At 70.6% G+C, this 21,108-nt stretch carries 19 protein-coding genes and 1 tRNA gene; 7 read left to right on the forward strand and 13 right to left on the reverse strand.

Annotated features, from left to right (window positions below):
* Positions 1–168: 168 nt before the first annotated feature.
* From ABZ896_RS43995 to ABZ896_RS44015, 5 genes are all read right to left on the reverse strand, one after another.
* Entirely contained in the window at positions 169–1,422 is a 1,254-nt protein-coding gene (locus tag ABZ896_RS43995; protein WP_360941922.1) for a hypothetical protein, read from the reverse strand.
* Positions 1,419–2,201, reverse strand: a complete 783-nt coding sequence (locus ABZ896_RS44000; RefSeq protein WP_360941925.1) for a hypothetical protein — start codon at positions 2,199–2,201, stop codon at positions 1,419–1,421. Before ABZ896_RS44000 ends, ABZ896_RS43995 begins: the two co-directional genes overlap by 4 nt.
* 61 nt (positions 2,202–2,262) lie before the next feature.
* Entirely contained in the window at positions 2,263–2,583 is a 321-nt protein-coding gene (locus ABZ896_RS44005; protein WP_360941928.1) for a hypothetical protein, read from the reverse strand.
* Between the two features lie 77 nt (positions 2,584–2,660).
* A complete protein-coding gene (locus tag ABZ896_RS44010; RefSeq protein WP_360941931.1) occupies positions 2,661–2,966 on the reverse strand; it encodes a hypothetical protein in 306 nt (101 codons plus the stop codon).
* A complete protein-coding gene (locus ABZ896_RS44015) occupies positions 2,966–3,793 on the reverse strand; it encodes a hypothetical protein (protein ID WP_360941934.1) in 828 nt (275 codons plus the stop codon). Before ABZ896_RS44015 ends, ABZ896_RS44010 begins: the two co-directional genes overlap by 1 nt.
* A 262-nt stretch (positions 3,794–4,055) precedes the next feature.
* On the opposite strand from ABZ896_RS44015, the gene ABZ896_RS44020 reads away from it, so the two are divergent.
* The 3 genes from ABZ896_RS44020 (at position 4,056) to ABZ896_RS44030 (ending at position 7,461) form a co-directional block, all read left to right on the forward strand.
* Positions 4,056–4,991, forward strand: coding sequence for a transglycosylase SLT domain-containing protein (locus ABZ896_RS44020; RefSeq protein ID WP_360941936.1), 936 nt, complete (start codon positions 4,056–4,058; stop codon positions 4,989–4,991).
* On the forward strand, positions 4,988–6,742 hold the full coding sequence (locus tag ABZ896_RS44025) for a hypothetical protein (RefSeq protein ID WP_360941939.1): 1,755 nt from the start codon (positions 4,988–4,990) through the stop codon (positions 6,740–6,742). The genes ABZ896_RS44020 and ABZ896_RS44025 overlap by 4 nt, the downstream gene beginning before the upstream one ends.
* Positions 6,743–6,909: 167 nt before the next feature.
* Positions 6,910–7,461 carry a sigma-70 family RNA polymerase sigma factor gene (locus ABZ896_RS44030; protein ID WP_360941942.1) on the forward strand — a complete coding sequence of 184 codons (552 nt, stop codon included), beginning with the start codon at positions 6,910–6,912 and terminating at the stop codon, positions 7,459–7,461.
* Here ABZ896_RS44030 and ABZ896_RS44035 read toward each other — a convergent pair whose 3' ends face one another.
* The 5 genes from ABZ896_RS44035 to ABZ896_RS44055 all read right to left on the reverse strand — a co-directional run bounded on the left by ABZ896_RS44035 (position 7,462) and on the right by ABZ896_RS44055 (position 14,024).
* Positions 7,462–10,515, reverse strand: a complete 3,054-nt coding sequence (locus ABZ896_RS44035) for a BTAD domain-containing putative transcriptional regulator (RefSeq protein ID WP_360941945.1) — start codon at positions 10,513–10,515, stop codon at positions 7,462–7,464.
* A gap of 230 nt (positions 10,516–10,745) precedes the next feature.
* A complete protein-coding gene (locus ABZ896_RS44040) occupies positions 10,746–11,882 on the reverse strand; it encodes a GDSL-type esterase/lipase family protein (protein ID WP_360941948.1) in 1,137 nt (378 codons plus the stop codon).
* 234 nt (positions 11,883–12,116) lie between these two features.
* A tRNA-Pro gene (locus ABZ896_RS44045) sits at positions 12,117–12,190 on the reverse strand.
* 34 nt (positions 12,191–12,224) lie between these two features.
* Positions 12,225–13,010: a Pr6Pr family membrane protein gene (locus ABZ896_RS44050; protein ID WP_360941951.1), complete on the reverse strand. Its 786-nt coding sequence runs from the start codon at positions 13,008–13,010 to the stop codon at positions 12,225–12,227.
* Positions 13,011–13,097: 87 nt separating this feature from the next.
* On the reverse strand, positions 13,098–14,024 hold the full coding sequence (locus ABZ896_RS44055; RefSeq protein WP_360941954.1) for a metallophosphoesterase: 927 nt from the start codon (positions 14,022–14,024) through the stop codon (positions 13,098–13,100).
* Between the two features lie 101 nt (positions 14,025–14,125).
* Here ABZ896_RS44055 and ABZ896_RS44060 point away from each other — a divergent pair, with 101 nt between their 5' ends.
* Positions 14,126–14,590, forward strand: coding sequence for a GatB/YqeY domain-containing protein (locus tag ABZ896_RS44060; RefSeq protein WP_360941957.1), 465 nt, complete (start codon positions 14,126–14,128; stop codon positions 14,588–14,590).
* A gap of 101 nt (positions 14,591–14,691) precedes the next feature.
* On the opposite strand, the gene ABZ896_RS44065 is transcribed toward ABZ896_RS44060, so the two are convergent.
* On the reverse strand, positions 14,692–16,971 hold the full coding sequence (locus tag ABZ896_RS44065) for a transglycosylase domain-containing protein (protein WP_360941960.1): 2,280 nt from the start codon (positions 16,969–16,971) through the stop codon (positions 14,692–14,694).
* A 497-nt stretch (positions 16,972–17,468) separates the two neighbouring features.
* On the opposite strand from ABZ896_RS44065, the gene wblA reads away from it, so the two are divergent.
* Entirely contained in the window at positions 17,469–17,807 is a 339-nt protein-coding gene (gene wblA / locus ABZ896_RS44070) for a transcriptional regulator WblA (RefSeq protein WP_360941963.1), read from the forward strand.
* Between the two features lie 11 nt (positions 17,808–17,818).
* Here the strand turns inward: wblA and ABZ896_RS44075 are convergent, their stop codons facing one another.
* Together ABZ896_RS44075 and ABZ896_RS44080 are read right to left on the reverse strand one after the other, a co-directional pair.
* The gene (locus tag ABZ896_RS44075; protein WP_360941966.1) at positions 17,819–19,165 is read right to left on the reverse strand and encodes an ArsA family ATPase; all 1,347 of its coding nucleotides are present in this window, start codon (positions 19,163–19,165) and stop codon (positions 17,819–17,821) included.
* Positions 19,162–20,139, reverse strand: a complete 978-nt coding sequence (locus ABZ896_RS44080) for an ArsA-related P-loop ATPase (RefSeq protein ID WP_360941969.1) — start codon at positions 20,137–20,139, stop codon at positions 19,162–19,164. The genes ABZ896_RS44075 and ABZ896_RS44080 overlap by 4 nt, the downstream gene beginning before the upstream one ends.
* Positions 20,140–20,300: 161 nt before the next feature.
* On the opposite strand from ABZ896_RS44080, the gene ABZ896_RS44085 reads away from it, so the two are divergent.
* Both ABZ896_RS44085 and ABZ896_RS44090 read left to right on the forward strand, forming a co-directional pair.
* Positions 20,301–20,462, forward strand: a complete 162-nt coding sequence (locus ABZ896_RS44085) for a DUF4177 domain-containing protein (protein WP_007264966.1) — start codon at positions 20,301–20,303, stop codon at positions 20,460–20,462.
* The gene (locus ABZ896_RS44090) at positions 20,459–20,932 is read left to right on the forward strand and encodes a RidA family protein (protein WP_360941972.1); all 474 of its coding nucleotides are present in this window, start codon (positions 20,459–20,461) and stop codon (positions 20,930–20,932) included. The genes ABZ896_RS44085 and ABZ896_RS44090 overlap by 4 nt, the downstream gene beginning before the upstream one ends.
* Positions 20,933–21,108 lie beyond the last annotated feature (176 nt).

A 21,108-nucleotide genomic window follows, 5' to 3' on the forward strand; every position in this document is an offset into this window, starting at 1 on the left:
GCCGGTGTCCCAGATGACGCCCTTGTACTGGACGAGCAGGGTGCTGGTCGCTTCGACCTTGTCGCCGTCGCCCACGAGGATGTAGTCCGCCACCATCCCCGCTCCGCCCGGCCGTGCGCACCGCGATACCGGGGACGGGTCGGCCGCTTCCTTCGCCGCCCCCGGGGCTCATCTGTTGTGGCCGAGGTCTCCGTCGGCGCCGTCGATCGCTCCGGCGGCGGAGTCGGCGACGGCCTGTCCCGCGGCGACGGCCGCTCCGACCACCGCGGTGGCCGCACCCGCGGCTCCCGCGGCCCCGGCACCGCCTCCGGCGCCCTGGGCCCCGCCGCCGCCCGAGGCGCCTCCGGGGCCGCTGCCGCCGTCCGAACCGGAACTTCCGCCGGACCCGGGGTCTCCGGACTGTCCGGCCGCGCCGCCCGTTCCGGAGGAACCCCCCGAGCCGCCCGAACCGGACGCCCCGCTCGGTCCCGTCTGCCCGGCGCCGCCGGAGCCTCCGGATCCGCCGCCGGCCGCGCCCGAGGCGATGGAGATGGCGCCGGACGCCAGGGCACCGGCGACCTGGATGGACTCGCCGCCGGGGTTGCCCTTTCCGAGCGCGGCGGTGGCGGGGACGATCAGCTTCAGCAGGGCGGGCAGGGCCACCGCCGAGAGCAGCATGACGGCGATGCCCGCGATACGGGTGTTGATCGTGCCGCTGGCCTGGTTGGCTTCCTCGCCCTTGCCCGCGGCGGTCATGGCTGAGCCGGCGAAGAGGATGAGAGCGACCGCGGGTTTGTACAACAGCCAGGCGATCAGCCAGCCGATGTGCTTGCGCCACCAGCCCGCACCCCAGTCCGTCATGGAGGCCGCGGCTGCCACCGGGAGCGTGCCGAGCAGCATGATCACGACGCCGAGACGGACGTAGAGCAGGATCGTCTGGAGGATCCCGGAGAGGAGCAGCAGCAGGGCGAGGATCAGCTTGGCGAACGAGCCGATGTTGGTGATGTCGTTGCAGCCGCCGATCTGGTTCAGCTGCTCCTGCGCCGCTGCGTCGAAGAGGTGCTCGGAGTAGTTGTCGCCGACGGTGGCGGCTGCCACCGTGACGGCGGTCGCCGCTCCCGACACGAGGATGACCCGCAGGATGCCCTTGAGGGCGGTGATGCCTGCGGTGCCCTTGCGTTCGATGGCCATGCGGCAGGCGGCGAAGAGCAGCGAGCCGACCGCCAGGTAGACCACGAGCCACTGTGTCTGACCGTTGATCTTCTGCGCCGTGACCGTCGACTCGAGCGTCGGGATGCCGACGATGATCGCGCCGAACACCTCGATCGCCGCGGCGAGGATCAGGTCGGCGATGCCCGAGATGATCGTGCCGATGGGATCGCCGAGGAAGCTGAAGAAGCCGAGGATCGTGTCGATGAACGCGTTGCCGGTCTTGCAGGTCACGGCGTCACGTCCTTCACACCGGATGTCCTCCACACCAGATAGCGGCCGGCGTTCTGCACCGTCGTCAGCCCCGAGTAGAGGGATCCGTCACTGCCGGCCAGCACCTTCCAGTCGCCGTCGTCCCAGCGCACCTGGACGGAGGTCGTCAGGAAGCCCTCGGTGCCCTTGATGAGCAGGGCGATGGTCGCCGCCTCGCCGGTGTACGAGACCACGGTGAAACCGACGCACGACGAGGACGAGCCGTCGGTGCGGCGGGCGGTGTCGGCGACCTGGGAACGCTGGAAGACGAACATCTTCTGTCCGGTCCCGGCCACCACCTGCTGGTCGGCGACGGTCCGCCAGCCCGGTTCGCTCATCTGCGCGATGATGGCGGTGGCAGCCAGCGCGGCCCCCGTGGGGGTGTGGGCGTAGCACCACCACAGGGCGCCCTGGAACCGGGTGGGCCCGGCCGAGGCCGAGACCGGCACCTGCACGACCCCGATGGTGCGCCAGGTGATGTCCTTCGGCACGGCCGTGGGCAGCGCGTCACCGGCGCTGTCGTCGGTCGCGCAGTCCTTGGGCCGGCCGTCGACCAGCGTGGCCGTGCCGGACAGCGGGCCGTCGCTCGCCCTCGCGCGGGCCGTGCCGCCGCCGGTGGAGTCCGACCCGGACGAGGTGAGCGCGACGAGCGCTCCCATGACGATGACGAGGGCGATGAAACCCGCTGACATCTGCCAGCTGCGTTGTTTCCAGTAGGGCTCGGAATCGTCGTCGTCCTGCCGCAGTCTGCGCAGAAACATCTGGGTACCTGTCCCTTCGGCTCAGGTCGGATCGGGTCGGGCCGGCTCGGTTCCGGTCGCTTTACGTGAAGACGAAGTTGACGACCGGACCGGCGGTGGCCACGAGGATGCAGCCGCCGAGCACCATGCCGAGGCGGCTCATGTGCTCCGAGCTCTCGCCCCGCTTGACGGAGATCGCCATCATCGCGCCGGTGATCAGCACGCCCGCGACACCGGCGGCGGTACCGGCCCAGCCGACCAGGCCGAGGACCGTGTTGACCTTCTTCTCCAGGACACCGGGGGCTCCTCGCCCCGGCGTGGGCACGCCGGAGGCGACGCCGCCGTCACCGCCGGCGGCGAGGAAGTGGACGGCTTCCTGGTGGAGCTGGAGCAACTGGGACATGGGAATCTCCGGAGAGTCGGTGCCGCGCGTCGGCGCGGCACTGAGGGGACTGGTGATGAGGGAAGTGGGAGTGGGGCTCAGGGCCCTGAGAGCGACAGGTCGCCGAGGAACGAGACGAGGGGACCCGCGCAGGTGGCGATGAGGGAGGCGAGCGCGACGAAGTACACGCCGCGGAAGTGCTCGCCGCCCTCACCCGGTTCGCCGCGGCGCAGCTGGATGGACATGTTGATCCCGACGACCATCAGCCCGAAGACACCGGCGGCGGACGCGCACCAGCCCAGCAGGTTGAGGATGCTCATGGCGCTGGGGCCGGGATTGAAGGGAGGGGCGGAGGGGGCGGAGGTGGCGGCCAGGAACGGGCCGTGCAACAGGGAACGGATCACTACCGGGCTCCCTCGCGCTCGGACCTGGAGCCCACCACTTCGGCGAGCCTGACGATCTGTTTGGGCAGGTTCTGCGGACGGTTGCCGACCCGCCACGCCGGGATCCACGGCACCCGGTGCACCCGGACGACCGATCGGATGACCCGGATCCGGCGCAGCAGACTGAGCGGGAGCATCCCGGGGGCGTCGGCGACCAGGACCACGCACAGCAGGTCGATGCCCTGCGGGGCATGCCCCTCCTTCAGCGCCCCGAGCGCCTGGGAGACGGACCGCAGCCCGCCCTCACTGGTCCGCCCGACCAGCACGACCCGTCGCGGTTCGCCCCGCGCGGGCTCAGGCCAGCGGGCGCCCACGTCCACGCCGCCGAACAGCTCGACCATCGACGTGGTCCCGGCCCCGCCGTGCGCCTTGACCCACCCGATGTCGTCCCGCGACCTGCCGCGGGCGGGCCGGGGGTTCCGGGGCTGGTGGCCCCAGACGCCTTCGGGGACCGGGGTGGCGGCGGGGAGGGGGCGTACCGAGGTGTTGCCCCGGGCCGGACGGCGCGGAGGGGCCGTGGCCGGGTCGGTGGCCTGCCGGGCTGCGGGGGGCGGGGCGATACGGCGTACGGGAGCCGTGTCACGAGGTCCCTGAGCAGGGGCTGGGGCCTGGTCCTGGGCGTCGGAGGGCCGGTGGACGGCGCGGCCCGGCGCGGGGTGTCCGGTCGCCGGGGAAACGGCGGGGGTGACCGAGACGGCCATGTCCCGCCTGTTCGTGCTTTCGTTCGTGCTGCCGTTCGGCCGGGCCGTCCCGGCCCTGCGGCCGGTGGCGTCGCCGCCGTCGGGCACGGGGCGCGGACCGGGAGGCTTCGAGGCCGGGGTTCTGGGGCCCCGTTCCCATCCGCGTGGGCCCGCCGGCGATGCCGAAGGAGTACCCATGTGTCTCCCGCCCCCCTCTTCGCTCGTGCTCGCACTGCGCTGGCTCATCTGTTTTCCACCGGTTTGAACTTCTCGTCGCCGGGCCCCGTTTCGATCTCTCGAGCCCGACGGACAGCACAACGGCAGTCCGGGCACAGCGGTTCAAGGCGAGGGGAAGAAGGCGGGCAGCAGCGTGAGTTCGAACGGGAACGAAGGCGAGGGGGAGGGCGGGTCGCACGGGCCCAGCGCGGGCGATGCGGCGAAGATCGTCAGGTACGCCCTGCTCATCGGCAAGTTCTTCGGCACGCTCGCGAGCGCCGTCGGCGGGCCCGTCGTCGCCGGCGCCATCGTCATCATCTGTGGGTTCGGCGTACTTCTGGCCCCGATCATCGCGATCATCCTGCTCATCACTGGAGGGGGAGGAGGTTCCTCCAGCGAGGACGACGCGGACACCGTCTACTCGATCTCCCAGGGGGACGGCAAGGGCGAGCTGGACACCTCGACGATTCCCGACGACGACCTGGTGGACACGGTCCAGGACGCCGGTGAGGAATGCGACGCCATCGGCCCGGTCGTCATCGCGGCCCAGATCGCCCAGGGGTCCGCCTGGAACGCCTCGATGGTCGGCGAGCACGGCGAGGAGGGCATCTCCCAGTTGCCGCCCGCCATCTTCACCAAGTACGGCAAGGACACCGACAAGAACGGCAAGACCTCCGCGTTCGACGCGAAGGACTCGATCATGGCGCAGGCCCGCTACATGTGCGATCTCGCCAAAGAGGCCCAGCAGATCATCGACGACACCGACACGAAGGCCTCGGTTCTGGACCTGGCCCTGGCCGGCTACGCGGTCGGCATGGACGCGGTCCGTGAGGCGAAGGGCATCCCGAACACGAACGGGGCTCAGACGTACGTCGCCGGGGTGCGTGCCCGGTTCGCCATGTACGAGGGCTACGGCGACGTGCCGAACGACTACGGCTCCAGCACCAGCACCCCGTCCGACTTCACGACCCCGTCCAACTCCCCGTCCGGTTCCTCGGGCGCGTCGTCCCCCAGCCCCACCGACACGTCCGACGACGACTCGGGCATCGCGCTGCCCGCCCCCGACGACACCACACGGCCCACCACGTGACCCACCGCAAGCCCGAGGAGGACAACCCGGCCATGAACCGCTTCGAGGTGTACATCACCGACCACGAACTCGCCGAGATCGACGGAGAGCCGGTGGTCGCGACGCCGGGAACGTTCGTGCAGGAGGCCGTACTGGACCGGCTCCACCGTTACGCCGAGGAGTACGGGGAGCCCGTGGAAGCGACGGTCGGCGACGGCCCCGGCACCACCCACTTCGTCCTCGAGGTCTCCCCGGACGGCTCCAGCAGGGTCCTGGACCCGGAGGACGAACAGGCCGTCGCGCCCACTTCAGCCACGGCGCCGACCGGTACGCCCACTTCCGCGCCCTCGCCGACTGGCGGTTCGGCAGATGTTTCGGCGGTGTCGGCTGGCGGTTCGGTGGACGTATCGGCCCTGCCGACTGCCGGTTCGGTGGAGGCACCGGCCCTGCCGACTGTCAGTTCGGTTGACGCACCGGCTCAGCCCTCCGTCGCTCTCACCGAGGCACCTGCTTCGCCGCCCCCTGCGACCACCGGACGGAGCGCCTCCGAGGCGGCGGCCCTGACGGAGCCTTCCGCTCCGACGGCAGCGCTCACCCCGGCAGACGCGTCCGCCGAACTCACGGCTCCCGTCACGGCGACCTCCGCTCAAGCACCTGCCCCGGCCGCCGCGCCTGAGACTCCGGCTGCCGTGTCTGAAGCTCCGGCTGCCTCGGCCGCCGAGCTCGCCGTGTCTGCGGCTCCCGCTGTCCTGGCCGCCGAGCTTGCCGCGCCTGCCCCGCCCGCAGCGCCTGAGGCTCCGGGCGCCCTGGCCGCCGCGCCCACCGCACCGGCCCCGTCTGTGCCTGCCTCGCCCGAGCCTCCCGCCGCCCCGCCCGCCGCGCCCGAGCCTCCCACCGCCGAGTCCGCCGCGCCTGAACCTCCCCCCGCCCGGCCTTCCGCTGTCGCGAAGACTCCCGCCCCGGCGACCCCCTCCGCCTCGCTCGACAACTCACCCCCCGCGACGACCTCTTCCCGCACCTCCCTCCCGGCCCCGGCCGCCGAGTTCGCCCCCGCCTACCCCGCCTCCGCTCTGGCCACCGCGATAGCCCGAGCCGCCGTCGCCGCGAGGGCGTCAGCTGACACCGCGACCACGCCCACCGTGACGGCCATGTCGGAAACCCCCCGAGAAGCAGCCCCGGCGCCAACCCGGACCCCCACCCCAACCCCCGCTCCGACCCTCACCCTCACGCTCCCCTCCCGCCGCCCCACCGCCTCCGCCCCCGCCTCCGACGACGAAAGCGCCAAGAACGGCACGAGCCCTACCCCCCGCCCCGCACTCCTCGACAGCCCACCCCCCGAACTCACCAACGAAATCCAACGCGTCAACGCCCTGGCCGCCGCAGGCGACTTGGACGAGGCCTACACCGCCGCCACCACCCTCCGCGTCCGCCTCAGCGACACCGTCGGTGACGGTCACCCCAACGCCCTGGAGGCCCGCGCCCTGGAGGCCTACATCGCGCACCTCCGCGGCGAGCACCGCGAGGCCGTCGTGCTCGCGCTCACCGTCGCCCGTATCCGCTGCAGCAGGGGAGACCGCCGCGCCCCCGCCGAGGTCGCCCGCGCGGCAGCCGCCTGGCAGCGGCTCGACGACGACCGCGCCGCCCTCACCCACGGCCGTGAACTCCTGCACATGTGGGACAGGTTGAGCCTCCGCGGCCCCCTCCCGGCCGGCCACCGCGAACTCGCCCAGCAGATCCGCGAGCACGTGGACGCCCTGGAGGCATACGTCTGACCTGCGCGTCAATCACATGTACACCTCATAAACATCCCCGTCGACGCCGTCGTACAACGAGCGTCAAACGAACGTGGAACGCCCCGCAGAAGACTCCGAGTACCAGGCGACACCGGCCCCCCACTCCCCGAAAGGGAGCCGCTCGCCCACAGGAGCAGGAGCGAACCATGAACGTGACGGTGATCGGATCCGCGACCGCGACCACCCCCGAGGAACGGGCCCTGCGCGCCCTGTACTTGGAGCACGGTCCGGCCCTCTACACGTACGTGCTGCGCATGCTCGGCGGCGACGCCCACCGCGCCGAGGACATCGTCCAGGAGACGCTGCTGCGCTGCTGGAACAAGCAGAACCTGGTCGACGACGAGGGCATGGCCGTACGCCCCTGGATGTTCCGGGTCGCGCGCAACCTCGTCATCGACAACCACCGCACCCGCAAGGCCCGCCCGTTGGAGATCAACGGCGACACCTGGCTCGACGACATCAGCGTCGAGGCCGACGACATCGAGCGGATGCTCTCCTCGGTCGTCGTGCAGGAGGCGCTGGAGGCGCTGACCCCGGCCCACCGCGACGTGCTGCGCGAGACGTTCCTCGCCGACCGCACCACCCAGCAGGCGGCCACCGCCCTCGGCGTGCCGCAGGGCACCGTCAAGTCCCGTGTGTACTACGCCCTTCGCTCCCTGCGCGCCGCGCTGGAGGACCAGGACCTCGCGGCCGCCTGATCAGTCCGTCCCTTCCCTTTCTACGGCGTCCAGTTCGCGCAGCGCCTCCCTCACCTCCACGGCCTCGCCGTGACCGATCTCCTCCAGCAGCGCGAGCGCCGAACCGAGCGCCATGCGCGCCGAGTTGAGATCGCCGGCCGCGCGATGGGAATCGCAGAGATGACGGCGGACGTCGGCCTCCAGATAGCGGTCCCCGATCCGGTGGAACAACTCCGCCGACACCTCGAAGCGTTCGACCGCGGCCGCGTACCGGCCCAGATGGTGCAGCGCGTACCCGAGCGTGTCCTGCGTGGAGGCCTCGCCGTACGGGTCGCCCATCTCCTCGTAGAGGGCGACCGCCTTCTCGCACTTGTCGAGCGCCGAGGCGTGCTCGCCGATCAGGATGTACGTCCAGGCGACCTGGTTGAGCACCCCGGCCTCGCCGTTGAGGTCGTGCTCGGCCCGGTACAGGTCGCGGGCCTCGGCGTAGTGGCCGAGGGCGGCCGGACGCCGGTCCGTCCGGTTGGCCAGATAGGCGAGGCCGCGATGCGCGCGCGCCTGTCCGGCCCGGTCACCGGCCTGCCGGAACAGCTCCAGCGAACGTTCGAGATGCCTCAACGACGGCTCGGCGTGGTGGAGTTGGGAGTGCGCCACCCCCAACCCGCAGAGCGAGTACGCCTGTCCGACGACGTCGCCGACCTTCTCGGCCGAGCGCAGCGCCGCGCCGTTCATCTCCACCAGGTCGTGCCAGTAGCCGAGTCGGTTGAAGTAGACGTCCAACGCGCAGACCGTACGCCAGGTGTGCTCGTCGAAGCCGTGCGCGGCGGCGTGCGCGACGGCCGCGCGCAGTACATACCGCTCCGCGCGAAGCCACGCGGTCGCGTCCGCGCGATCGTCGAACCGAAGCCGCGCCACATCCGTTGTGCCCGGTGGCAGAGCGATCAGCTCGCGGAACGGATCGAGTACGGAGGAGGCGTTGTGCGCGGTGCACAGGAAGTGGTCGTGCATCCTGACCAACGCCGCACGCCTGACGTCCGGTTCGTCCTCGCTCTCGGCGAGCTCACCGGCGTAGGCCCGCACGAGGTCGTGGAAGACGAACCGGCCGGGCCGGTGCTCGATGAGCAGACTCGCCCCGGTCAACTCGCCCAGCAGCGCCCGCACTCGGCGCCGCTCGACGCCGGCCAGCGCGGCGGCCGCCGCGACGGAGACGTCCGGACCGGGGTGCAGGGCCAAGTGCCGGAAGAGCGCGGCCGCTTCGGGCGACAGCGCGTGGTACGACCACGAGAACACCGTGCGTACGTCGAAACCGGCGTCGTCGCCGACGAACGCGTCCAGGCTGCCGTGGTCGTCGCGGAGCCCGGCCACGATGTCCGTGAGCCGGAACCCCGGATGGTGGGCGGCGCGCGCCGCCACGACGGACAGGGCCAGCGGCAGCCGGGCGCACAGCTCGATGATGGCGTCGGCCGCCTCCGGCTCGCGCGCGACCCGCTCCTCGCCGAGCCGCCGGGCGAGCAACTCCCGTCCGTCCTCGGCGCTCAGCAGTCCGAGCGTGAGCGGCCGTGCCCCGTGCCGGGCGACCAGTCCGCTGAGCCGGCTGCGGCTGGTGACGATCACGAGACAGCCGGGCGCGCTGGGCAGCAGGGGCTGCACCTGCTCGGAGTCCCGGGCGTTGTCGAGCACGATCAGCACCCGCCGGTCGGCGAGCACGCTCCGGTAGAGCGCGGCCCGCGCGTCCAGCCCCTCGGGCACGTCGTGCGGGGCGACACCGAGCGCCACGAGGAACGCCTCGACGGCCACGGCGGGATCCGTCCGCGAGCCGCCGGGGTCGTAACCGCGGAGGTTGACGTACAGACTGCCGTCGGGATACCGGTCGGCGATCCGGTGCGCGAAGTGCACGGCGAGCGTGGTCTTTCCGGCCCCGGCCATACCGTCGAGCACGGCGACGGGGGCGGCGGAGGACGCGGACGCGGTCGCCTCGTGCATACCCAACTGGGTCTCGGCACAGTCCAGTTCGTAACGCCGTCCGGTGAACAGGGCGAGATCGGCGGGCAGTTGCGAGGGCCTGGCCCGGGCGATCCCGGCGACGACGGCCGGGGGCAGCAGACCCGACACGGGTTGTGGACTTCCCGGAACACCTTCTGCGACGTCTGGGGGGTGTGACCCGGTGCCGCCCGGTGGTGAACCGGTGTCCTCTCCTACGACGTTGCCGTCGTCGCCCACGGAACTGCCGTTGTGGGCCGTCGAGTCGCTGCCGTGTCCCACCGCCGGGCCGGTCCTGCCGCCCCCGGTGTCCTCGACGACCGGTATCAGCGAGGGATCCCCGGCAAGGATCCGCCCCTGCAACTCCCGCAGGGCCGGACCCGGTTCGATCCCCAGCTCGTCGACGAGGGTGCGGCGGGTCCTGGCGTACGCCTCCAACGCGTCGGCCTGCCGCCCGCACCGGTACAGCGCGAGCAGCAGCAACTCGCTCACGGACTCCCGCAGCGGATGCGCGTCGCGCAAGGTCAGCAGTTCCGCTACGACGGCCTCGTGCCGCCCCAGCCCCAGCTCCACCCGGAGCCTCAACTCCAGTGCTCCAAGCCGTCGTTCGGCGAGATCGGCGCGCGCGGACTCGGCGTGCGGACCCGGAACCCCGGCGAGGGCGGGGCTCTCCCACACCCCGAGCGCCTGCCGCAGCAGCCGTAGGGCGAACTCCCCGTCCCCGGCGTCCAGTTGCCGTTTGGCACGGGCCACTGCGTCCTCGCACTCGACGAGATCGCTGGTGACGGCTTCCTTGCGCAGGGTGTAGCCGTCGCCCACGGAGACGAGCACCTCGGACGGCCGCCCGGGCGCCAGCACCTTCCGCAGCCGGGACACATAGGTCCGCACCATGGACACCGCCCCCGCCGGAGCCCGCTCCCCCCAGACCCCGTCCACCAGCTCCGCGATCCCGACGGCATGCCCCCGCCGCAGCACCAACATCGCCAGCACGGCCCGCTGTTGCGGCGACCCGAGCCCCAGCTCCACGTCCCCGCGCCACCCCCGCAGCGGCCCCAGCAGGGCGAACCGGAGTCCCTCTAATCCACTTTCCTCCACGCTCCGGACAGTAACCATCCGCACCCCACCGCCACCAATCCCCCCGTCCAAACCCGCCACAACAGGCACAAGGGCCCGATCCGCACCACCGATCAGACCCTTGACCTGCGCATACACCGTCGAGCCGAATTCTCGCACCACCGCCCCCGGACAGCCGAGAACCCGGGACACCCGCGCGAACGAGGGCACCCGGGTTCCGTACGGCGGGTGTCCGGCCGTAGAGCCGTCGGCTACTCCTGACCGGCCGTACGACGCTTGCGTACGGCGAAGAGCACGCCGGCGCCGAGAGCGACGGCCGCCAGAGCGCTGCCCGCGATGACGGGCGTACTGCTCGACGAACCGGTCGCCGCCAGGCCGCCGTTCGCCTTCGGCTGGTTCGCACCGGTGCTCGGGTCGCTGCCGGGGCTCGCCGTGCCGGTCGGCGAGGCGGAGGCGGAAGCGGCGTCGCTCGGCTCGGGACTGGCACCGCCCCCGGGCTGGGGTGTTGTGCCACTCGCCGGCAGAACCGCCGCGAAGGCGTCCGCGATCACCTTGTGCCCGGCGGCGTTCGGGTGGGGATCCTGCTTCGTGCAGGCCCAGGTCAGCTGGCAGATCTTGGCCACGTTCGTGGGCACTTCGCCGTAGCCCGGCACGTTGACGAGATGGTCGAAGTCGTCCGAGGAGAAGGCCCCGGCGACATCCGCCGCCTTGAAGCCGGTGGCGGCGTACACCTGGGAGATGGCCGAGTTCGCGGCCGAGACCAGGGAGGCCGACTCCTTGGCGCTCTTCTGCCCGGCGTCGCCGAGCAACCAGGCGGCCAGGACCGGGTTGTAGTAGGTAGCCCCCGCGAACTGCGTGCCCTTGCTCCCCGCCTTGCTCAACGCACCGGTGATCTGGCCGAGGTTGCTCGCGATGGACTGCCCGGCCTTGCTCAGACAGGCCGAGTCGATGGACCCGGTCGCGCTGACGCAGGCCCGTATGTCGTTGGCGCCGATGTCGATGGTGACGTAGGCGACCTTGCCGTTGTGCTCGGCCATGGCCTTCAGGGCGGCGTCCAGCTGCGAGGTGGCGCCGGGATAGTCGCACTTGCCGCCCTTGATCAGCGACTCGGTGGTCTCCCCGGTGCAGCCGAGCCGAATGTGTTCGAGCCCGGGCTCCCGCTGTTTGAGCTGCTTGTAGAGCTGGTCGGTGTAGGCGACGGACGTGTCCTTGTCGACGTCCGGCTGGTAGCCGGTGGCCAACGAGTCACCGAGCGAGATGTAGTACGTGGTCTCCGCACCGCCCGCCGACCCGGCGGCGACAGCCGAGCCGGGCACACCCAGCCCAACGGCCAACGCGGCAACAGCGATCCCGGGAACCACCTGAAGAACCCGCTGAATGCTACTCATCGCTACGTCTTGTCTCTCTTCGTTCACAGGGGGAGGAAGGCCGCCACACTAAAACGCCCCCTGCTGCCCCCGGCTTGCCACACGTTGCCCGTTTGTTGCCCCCCGGCCAGGACCGCGCGGACCGACAGCCGAAATCCCGAAGATCACATCCACCCGACATCCAGAACAGACCCACAACACAAATCAGGCCCGGTGCTGATCTCTCAGCACCGGGCCTGACCTGGTGTTTCACTGTCGGGGTGGCGGGATTTGAACCCACGACCTCTTCGTCCCGAACGAAGCGCGCTGCCAAGCTGCGCTACACCCCGATCGTCGCTGCTTGTCGCGGCGACGTCGTTTACTTTAGCCCACCGGTGGCCGGAGACGAAATCCGGTTTTGGGGCGGTGGCGGACGGGGTTCGGGCGGGCGTGGTCGAGGGCGATCAGGAGGATCGCCAGGGCGTAGAAGGAGAGGCCCAGGAGGAGGGCGTTGGCGAGGACCGCCCTGTAGCCGTGGGCGTCGACGTCCAGGAACGGGTAGAGGTAGCGGACCGGGTTGCCCGCCGGGATCAGCTCGCCCCGGGTGAAGGTGAAGGCCAGATACGCCAGGGGGTAGAGGAGCCAGCCCGCCGCCTGGCGCAGGTGCAGGCGGCCCGGAGGTGTGAGGAACAGCCAGTCCGCCACCGCCGCCGCGGGGACCGCCGTGTGCAGGAGCCATGAGGAGACGGCGTGCCAGCCCGTCGGGGAAGCGGCCGCGCCCGTCAGGGCGAAGGGGCTCGAACCGTTCGCCAGCAGGCCGTGGTACACCAGCGCCGTGATCGTCGAGTAGAGGACCACCGCGCCGGTCAGGGCCGACGGCAGGGGGCGCCTGGCCGTCCACGCCCGCTGCGCCGACGGCAGACAGACCAGGGCCAGCAGCACCGCACTCTGCGCCGAGAAGTGGCTCAGCGCGCGGACGGGGCTGCTCAGCAGCAGCTCCAGCGTCACGGCGGCCACCGCCAGCAGCGCCACCAGTACGCGGTAGGCGGCGGCCAGACGGTGTCGTACGGGAGTCACCACCGCGGTGGCGGGGACCGGGGACGGCAGCAGCGCGGGCATGCCCGGGATCGCGGGGAGATCCGGGATGTCCCTGGGTATGGGGGCGGTCATGCCCTCACGCTAAGCAGCACCCGCAAAAGGGGCGATACGGGCGGTCCGGGTGGGTTAACCCACACCCCGGCCCCCGAGGAAAATCCCCTACTCCCGCCCCACCAACGTCAACAACGTCACCTCCGGCGGACACGCGAACCGCACCGGCGTGTACCGGTTCGCCCCGCACCCCGCCGACACGTGGAGATACGACGTACGGCCCTCGGACGTGTGCGTCGACAGCCCCTTCACCCGGTCCGTGTCCAGGTCGCAGTTGGTGACGAAGGCGCCGTAGAAGGGGAGGCAGATCTGCCCGCCGTGGGTGTGGCCGGCCAGGATCAGGGGGTACGCGTCGGCCGCGAACGCGTCCAGGACGCGCAGGTACGGCGCGTGCACCACGCCCATCGAGAAGTCGGCCGCGCCGGACGGCCCGCCCGCCACCTCCGCGTACCGGTCCCGTTTGATGTGCGGGTCGTCCAGGCCCGTCAGCTCCACCGACACGCCCTCGACCTTCAGCACGCCCCGGGTGTTCGTGAGGTTCTGCCAGCCCGCCGCGTCGAAGCCGTCCCGCAGGTCCTCCCACGGGTTGTGGATGACGCTCACGGCGGGCGCGTTGCCGTTCAGGCCGTGGCGGCCCTGGGCCTTCTCGTACAAGTAGCGGGCCGGGTTGCGGAACTTGGGCCCGTAGTAGTCGTTCGAGCCGAAGACGTACGCCCCCGGGAACTCCATCAGCGGGCCCAGCGCGTCCAGGACCTCCGGCACGCCCTCCGGGTCCGACAGGTTGTCGCCCGTGTTGATCACGAAGTCCGGGCGCAGGCCCGCGAGCGAGCGCAGCCAGCGCTGCTTCTTGCGCTGGCCGCCGACCATGTGGATGTCGGAGACCTGGAGCACGCGCAGCGGGCGCATGCCGGCCGGCAGGACGGGGACCGTGACCCGTCGCAGCCGGAAGGAGCGGGCTTCGAAACCCGCCGAGTAGACGAGGCCGGCGGCGCCAACCGCCGCTGCCGCCAAGGGAACTCCGTATCGCGCGCGCATACCTCCATCGTGTCAGACCCCGAGGACATCCCTTGACCGCCCGCCGTCCGCACGGTAAATGGGCGGGCGCCCGGCGCACCGCACCTGCGACAATCGACCCCATGACCACGCTCAAGTCGAAGCTGCAGGAAGACCTCAACGCCGCGATCAAGGGGCGCGACGAGCTGCGCTCCTCGACGCTCCGGATGACGCTCGCCGCGATCACCAACGAGGAGGTCGCGGGCAAGCAGAAGCGCGAGCTCTCCGACGACGAGGTCCTCAAGGTGATCACCAAGGAGGCGAAGAAGCGCCGGGAGGCCGCCGAGGCCTTCACCCAGGGTGGTCGCGCCGAGTCCGCGGAGCGCGAGAAGGCGGAGGGCGCGGTGCTCGCCGAGTACCTGCCCAAGCAGCTCGGCGACGACGAGCTGAACGCCATCGTCGCCCAGGCCGTCGAGGAGGCGAAGGCGGCCGGCGCCGAGGGGCCGCGGGCCATGGGCGCCGTCATGAAGATCGTGAACCCCAAGGTCGCGGGCCTGGCCGAGGGCGGCCGCGTCGCCGCCGCGGTCAAGAAGCTCCTCGCGGGCTGACCCACACCGGGGACCGATAAGGAAAACGGCCCCTTGATCGTCGTAGAAAATCATCTTCTACGACGATCAAGGGGCCCTCTCACATGCCCGGCCCGGTGGGGTCAGCCGCGGCCTCCGCCGTTGCCGTTTCCGTTGCTCTGGCCCTGGATGAAGTTCTCCGGGAGGGAGAAGGTCGGGTCCGGGAAGGTGGTTCCGCCGTCGTCGCTGCCGCCGTCGTCGCCGCCGTTGCTGTTCCCGGCGTTGCTGTTGCCGTTGTCGTCGCCGTTGTCCCCGTCGTCGTTGCCGCCGTTGTCGTCGCCGTTGTTCTTCGGCGCGTCGGGGATGTTGATCTGGGGGAGCGAGTCGGAGGACCTGCCGTCCAGCGCGCCGGTCATCATGTCGCGCCAGATCGGGCCGGGGACGCCACCGCCGAACACCTTCTGCCACCACTGGCCGCCGATGGTGATGTTCTGCATGTTCCGCTTGTGCGCGGGGTCACCGACCCAGACCGCGCCGGCCATGTTCGAGGTGTAGCCCACGAACCAGGCGGCGAAGCGCTCGTCCGTCGTACCCGTCTTGCCGTAGCTGGCGCGGCCGCTGAGGCCCGCCTGGACGCCGGTGCCGTCCTCGACCACACCGCGCAGCAGGGTGTTGATGCTGTCCGCGGTGGTCTCCGACATCGCCCGGTGGCAGGTCGACTTCGGGACCTCCAGGGACTTCGTCTTCTCACCGACCCGCTGGGTGATCGACTCGATGGCGACCGGGGTGCAGTACATACCGCGGGAGGCGAAGGTCGCGTACGCGCTCGCCATCGTCAGCGGCGCGACCTCCTGGGTGCCGAGCGCGATCGACGGGGCCTGCGTGATCTTGTTGCCGTCGGCGCGGTGGACGCCCATCTTGCCGGCCATCTCGGTCACCGGGCAGATGCCGATCTGGCTGATCAGCGCGATGTAGTAGGTGTTGACCGACTTCGCGGTCGCCTCCTTCATCGAGTACGGGCCCACCTCGGAGGTGTTCTCGTTCTCGACCGGCACGCCCTTCTCGTTCCACACCTTGCCGTCGCAGGCCTGGACCGGGGAGGGGTAGTCCATCTTGTACGGCGAGGGGTAGACCTTCGACGCCGGCATACCGCCCTCGATGGCGGCCGCGGCCACGATCGGCTTGAACGTCGAACCGGGCTGGAAGCCCGCGCCGCCGCCCATGGACTGGTCGACCGAGTAGTTGATCGTGGTCTCGTTGTCCTTGTTGTTGATGCCGTACGGCCGCGACTGGCCCATCGCCAGGATCTTGCCGGTGCCGGGCTCGACGATGGTCGCGGCGGTGGCCACCGGGTCCTTCTGGTAGACGTGCTCCTTGATGGAGGCCTGCACCGACTCCTGGGACTGCGGGTCCAGCGTGGTCTTGATCGTCAGACCGCCCTGGTTCCAGATCTTGGCGCGGTCCTCCTTGGTCTTGCCGAAGACCGGGTCGGTCAGGAAGGTCTCGCGGACGTAGTCGCAGAAGAAGCCCGCGCCCTTGACCGCGGTGATGCAGCCGTTCTTGGGCTTGCTGACCTTCAGGCCCAGCGGGGTCTCCTTGGCCTTGTCGGCCTCCGCCTGGGAGATGTCGCCGACCTCGGCCATCCGCTGGAGCACGATGTTGCGGCGCTTGGTGGCCTCGGCCTCGTCGTTGACCGGGTCGTAGCGGCTCGGCGACTGGACGATGCCGGCGAGCAGCGCCGCCTGCTGGAGGTTGAGGTCCTTGGCGTGCTTGGAGAAGTAGCGCTGGGAGGCCGCCTCGACGCCGTACGCCTGCTGGCCGAAGAACGTGATGTTCAGGTAGTTCTCGAGGATCTTCTTCTTGCCGAGTTCCTCTTCGAGCTGGATCGCGTACTTCAGCTCGCGGATCTTGCGGCCGATGGTCTGCTGGGTGGCCTCGGCGACCTTCGTCGGGTCGTCACCGGCCTCCTCCACCGCGACGTTCTTCACCAGCTGCTGGGTGAGCGTGGAGGCGCCCTGGGAGACCTCGCCGCTCTGCGCGTTCTTGTTGAGCGCGCGCAGGACGCCCTTGAGGTCGATCGCGCCGTGCTGGTAGAAGCGCGAGTCCTCGATCGCGACGATCGCCTTCTGCATGTACGGCGAGACGTCCTTGAGGTCGACCACCGTGCGGTCGCGCGAGTACACGGTGGCGATGGTGCCGCCCGTGTTGTCGAGGATCGTGGTGCGCTGGCTCAGCGGTGGTGTCTTCAGGTTGGCCGGGAGTTCGTCGAAACTCTCCACCGACCCCTTGGCCGCGAGCCCCAGCGCGCCGGCCGCGGGCAGGGCGATGCCCGCCGTCACGGCTCCCGCGAGGACACTGACACCGAGGAACTTGGCGGCCTGCTGCGTGGGCGACAGACCACCGCCCGAGCGCTTCTTCGACATAGAGGGCAGCCTAATCCGTACTCCTGAGCGTTCAGAGCGCGCCCGGGTCACGGCACGGCGACAAGAAGTCAAGAGAACGGCATGGCGACAGGAGCGCCGGACCTTCTCATTCGCCGGACACGCGCGCAGGCGTTGGCCTAAGCTGCTCTCAACTGTCACAGCAGTAGGGCTACGTATCAATACGTCCGGCGACCCCGAATCGTTCCGGAGGTTCCCCAACTTTTTTGGTGGGGGCGTGTCCGAATCGGCCACCTGTGTCATCCGGTGCCCGTTGTGACGCAAGACAACTGTCCTGGTTTGCCGGGAAAGTCATGTATGTCGCAGGCTCACTCCCCCGGGTGATCTGCCGCTTACGCATAGTCCGTTCGGGCCATTCAAGATTGGGCCCGAAGGGGGTGTTGCGCTGTGCCCGCCTTCCGTAACGTCCTCAACTGGCGGCGGTGAATATGCCGCTGCCGCCGTGGGGGAGCCTCGATTCGGGAGAGGACGGCGCCGGTATGGGCTGGGTAACCGACTGGAGTGCGCAGGCGGCCTGCCGCACTACCGATCCGGATGAACTGTTCGTTCAAGGAGCAGCGCAGAACAGGGCGAAGGCAGTGTGCACCGGATGTCCGGTACGCACGGAGTGCCTCGCCGACGCGCTGGACAACCGCGTCGAGTTCGGCGTGTGGGGAGGCATGACGGAGCGCGAGCGCCGCGCACTGCTGCGCCGGCGGCCGACCGTCACTTCGTGGCGCCGGCTGCTGGAGACCGCGCGCACGGAGTACGAGAGGGGCGTCGGCATCCTGCCCCTTGAGGACGACGAGCTGTACGAGAACTTCGCGGCGGTGAGCTGAGGGCGAGTCCCTCAGTCCTGACCGGTGGGCACGGCGGATTCGGGCAGCTCCGGCCGCCCGGCCGCGAGCCGGTCTCCGATGTCGCGCAGACCCGCCAGGTCGTGTACGTCACCGGGGAGCGCGGCCACTTCGGCCACCGCCACCTCGGGGTGGAGCGCGGTGAAGCGGTCACGTGTGCGCTGCTCGCGGGAGAGCAGGTGCATACGGTCGGCGTGCAGCCTCAACAGGCCTGCGGTGAGTTGTTCGACGGTGCGGTCCGGGTCGACGGGGGAGTCGGACTCGGAGGCGGGATCACCGGGTGCGGGCTGGGATGCGGGCGGTTCTGAACTGCCGTACGTGTCGGGAGAGTTACGAAGTCCAGCTTTCCCGCCCTCCTGATCGACAATGCGGGGCTCTTCAAGATTTTCCGCGGCGGCGAGCGCCCGCTCGGCCGAGAGGCGGTCGGCGCCGCTGCCGTGGACACGGTTGAGCACCAGCCCGGCCAGCGGCATGTCCTCCGCGGCCAGCCGCTCCACGAAGTACGCGGCCTCCCGCAGCGCGTCCCGCTCCGGGGCCGCGACCACGAGGAACGCCGTACCGGGTGCCTGGAGCAGTTTGTACGTCGCGTCCGCGCGCGTGCGGAACCCGCCGAAGGTGGTGTCCATCGCCGACACGAAGGTCTGTACGTCCTTCAGCAGCTGGCCCCCCAGCAGCTTGCCCAGGGTGCCGGTCATCATCGACATCCCGACGTTCAGGAACTTCATCCCGGCCCGGCCGCCGAGCTTGGCCGGGGCGGTCAGCAGCCTGATCAGCCGGCCGTCGAGGAACGACCCCAGCCGCTTGGGCGCGTCCAGGAAGTCCAGCGCCGAGCGGGACGGGGGCGTGTCGACGACGATCAGGTCCCACTCGTCGCGCGCCCGCAGCTGGCCGAGCTTCTCCATCGCCATGTACTCCTGCGTGCCCGCGAAGCCCGCCGAGAGCGACTGGTAGAAGGGGTTGCCCAGGATCGCGGCGGCCCGCTCGGCGTCCGCGTGCGCCTCGACGATCTCGTCGAAGGTGCGCTTCATGTCGAGCATCATCGCGTGCAGCTCGCCGTCGCCCTCGACGTCCTTCACCCGGCGCGGGGTGTTGTCCAGCGAGTCGATGCCCATCGACTGGGCGAGCCTGCGGGCCGGGTCGATGGTGAGCACGACCACCTTGCGGCCGCGCTCGGCGGCGCGCAGTCCGAGGGCCGCGGCGGTCGTGGTCTTGCCGACCCCGCCCGAACCGCAGCACACCACGATGCGGGTGTCCGGGGCGTCGAGGAGGGGATCGATGTCGAGCACGGGGGCGGGGGTCAGGCCGTGGTGGCGGTTGGTCCGGTCGGTGTCCGGGCTCATGACATCCCCTGTTCCCGCAGCTCGGTGGCGAGTTCGTACAGGCCCGCCAGGTCCATGCCCTCGGCGAGCAGCGGCAGTTCGTGCAGCGGCAGGCCCAGCTCGCCGAGGACCGCGCGCTGGTCGTGCTCCAGCCGGTAGCGCTCGGCGTACTCCTCGGCCTGCCGGAGCAGCGGGTCCACCAGCTTCTCCGCGTTGCCGCCGCGGCGGGCGCCGCCGAGGCCGGCCGCGGAGAGTGACTTGGCCACGGCGGACCGCGGAGTGGTCCCTACGAGTTCCAGGTCGGCGCCGTCCAACACCTCCGGACGCACCATGTTCACCATGATCCGGCCCACCGGCAGCCGGGCCGCCCTGAGCTCGGCGATGCCGTCCACGGTCTCCTGGACGGGCATCTCCTCCAGCAGCGTCACCAGGTGCACGGCCGTCTGAGCGGACTTCAGGACGCGCATCACCGCCTGCGCCTGGTTGTGTATCGGGCCGATCTTGGCGAGCCCGGCGACCTCGTCGTTGACGTTCAGGAAGCGGGTGATACGGCCGGTGGGGGGCGCGTCCATCACGATGTGGTCGTACGCGAAGCGGCCCGCCTTGTCCTTGCGGCGCACCGCCTCGCACGCCTTGCCGGTCAGCAGGACGTCCCTGAGGCCCGGCGCGATGGTCGTCGCGAAGTCGATCGCGCCGAGCTTCTTCAGCGCTCTGCCGGCGCCGCCCAGCTTGTAGAACATCTGGAGGTAGTCCAGAAGGGCCAGTTCGGGGTCGATGGCCAGTGCGTACACCTCCCCGCCCCCCGGAGCGACGGCGATCTTCCGCTCCTCGTAGGGCAGCGCCTCCGTCTCGAAGAGCTGCGCGATTCCCTGGCGGCCCTCGACCTCGACGAGAAGCGTCCGCTTCCCCTCGGTGGCGAGGGCCAGCGCGAGGGCTGCGGCGACCGTGGTCTTTCCGGTCCCGCCCTTGCCGCTGACGACCTGGAGCCTGCTCACGTATTCGAGCGTAACCAGTCGGCGCGGAAGCTAAGCAGCAGGCTGTGGATAACGCGGGGGTGGGGTGTGGATGGGGCTGGGGTCGGGGGTGTGGGTCAGGGGCGGTGGCGGGCTGTGGGTGCGGGGCTGTTCGGGTTTTCGGAGGGGTTAAAGTCGGCCGCATGACCAAGAAGTTTGAATACGCGACCGTGCCGCTGCTCGTCCACGCCACGAAGCAGATCCTGGACACGTGGGGTGAGGACGGCTGGGAGCTCGTGCAGGTCGTGCCCGGGCCGAACAACCCCGAGCAGCTGGTGGCCTACCTCAAGCGGGAGAAGGCGTGAGCGGGGGTGTCGAGGCGCGGCTGGCGGAGCTGGGGCTGACGCTGCCGGCCGTCGTGCCGCCGCTGGCCGCGTATCAGCCGGCTGTGCGGTCGGGGGTGTACGTGTACACGTCCGGGCAGCTGCCGATGGTCGACGGGAAGCTGCCGGTGACCGGGAAGGTGGGGGGTGAGGTCACGCCGGAGGAGGCGAAGGAGCTCGCTCGGGTGTGTGCGTTGAATGCTCTGGCCGCGGTGAAGTCGGTGGCCGGGGACCTTGATCTGATCGTGCGTGTGGTGAAGGTCGTGGGGTTTGTGGCGTCGGCGTCTGATTTCACTGGGCAGCCGGGGGTTTTGAACGGGGCGAGTGAGTTGTTGGGCTCTGTGCTGGGGGACAAGGGGGTGCATGCGCGTAGTGCGGTGGGCGTTGCGGTGTTGCCGCTGGATGCGCCGGTTGAGGTTGAGGTGCAGGTGGAGTTGGTGGGTGGGGCGTAAGTCTGCGGGTTCGGTGGGGGCGGGCGTTTTGCGCAGTTCCCCGCGCCCCTGAAAGACGCGCCTACGGTTCGGTGGTGGGTCGGGGCCGGGGCGGGGGGTATCCGTCCTCGGTCCGGCGATTCTCTCTTTTACGGCTGTGCAGGGCAACGGACGCCGGCCGCTGCGGGCGGACACCC

This window comes from Streptomyces sp. NPDC047072, from assembly GCF_040643855.1.
In the GTDB taxonomy this organism is placed as follows: domain Bacteria; phylum Actinomycetota; class Actinomycetes; order Streptomycetales; family Streptomycetaceae; genus Streptomyces.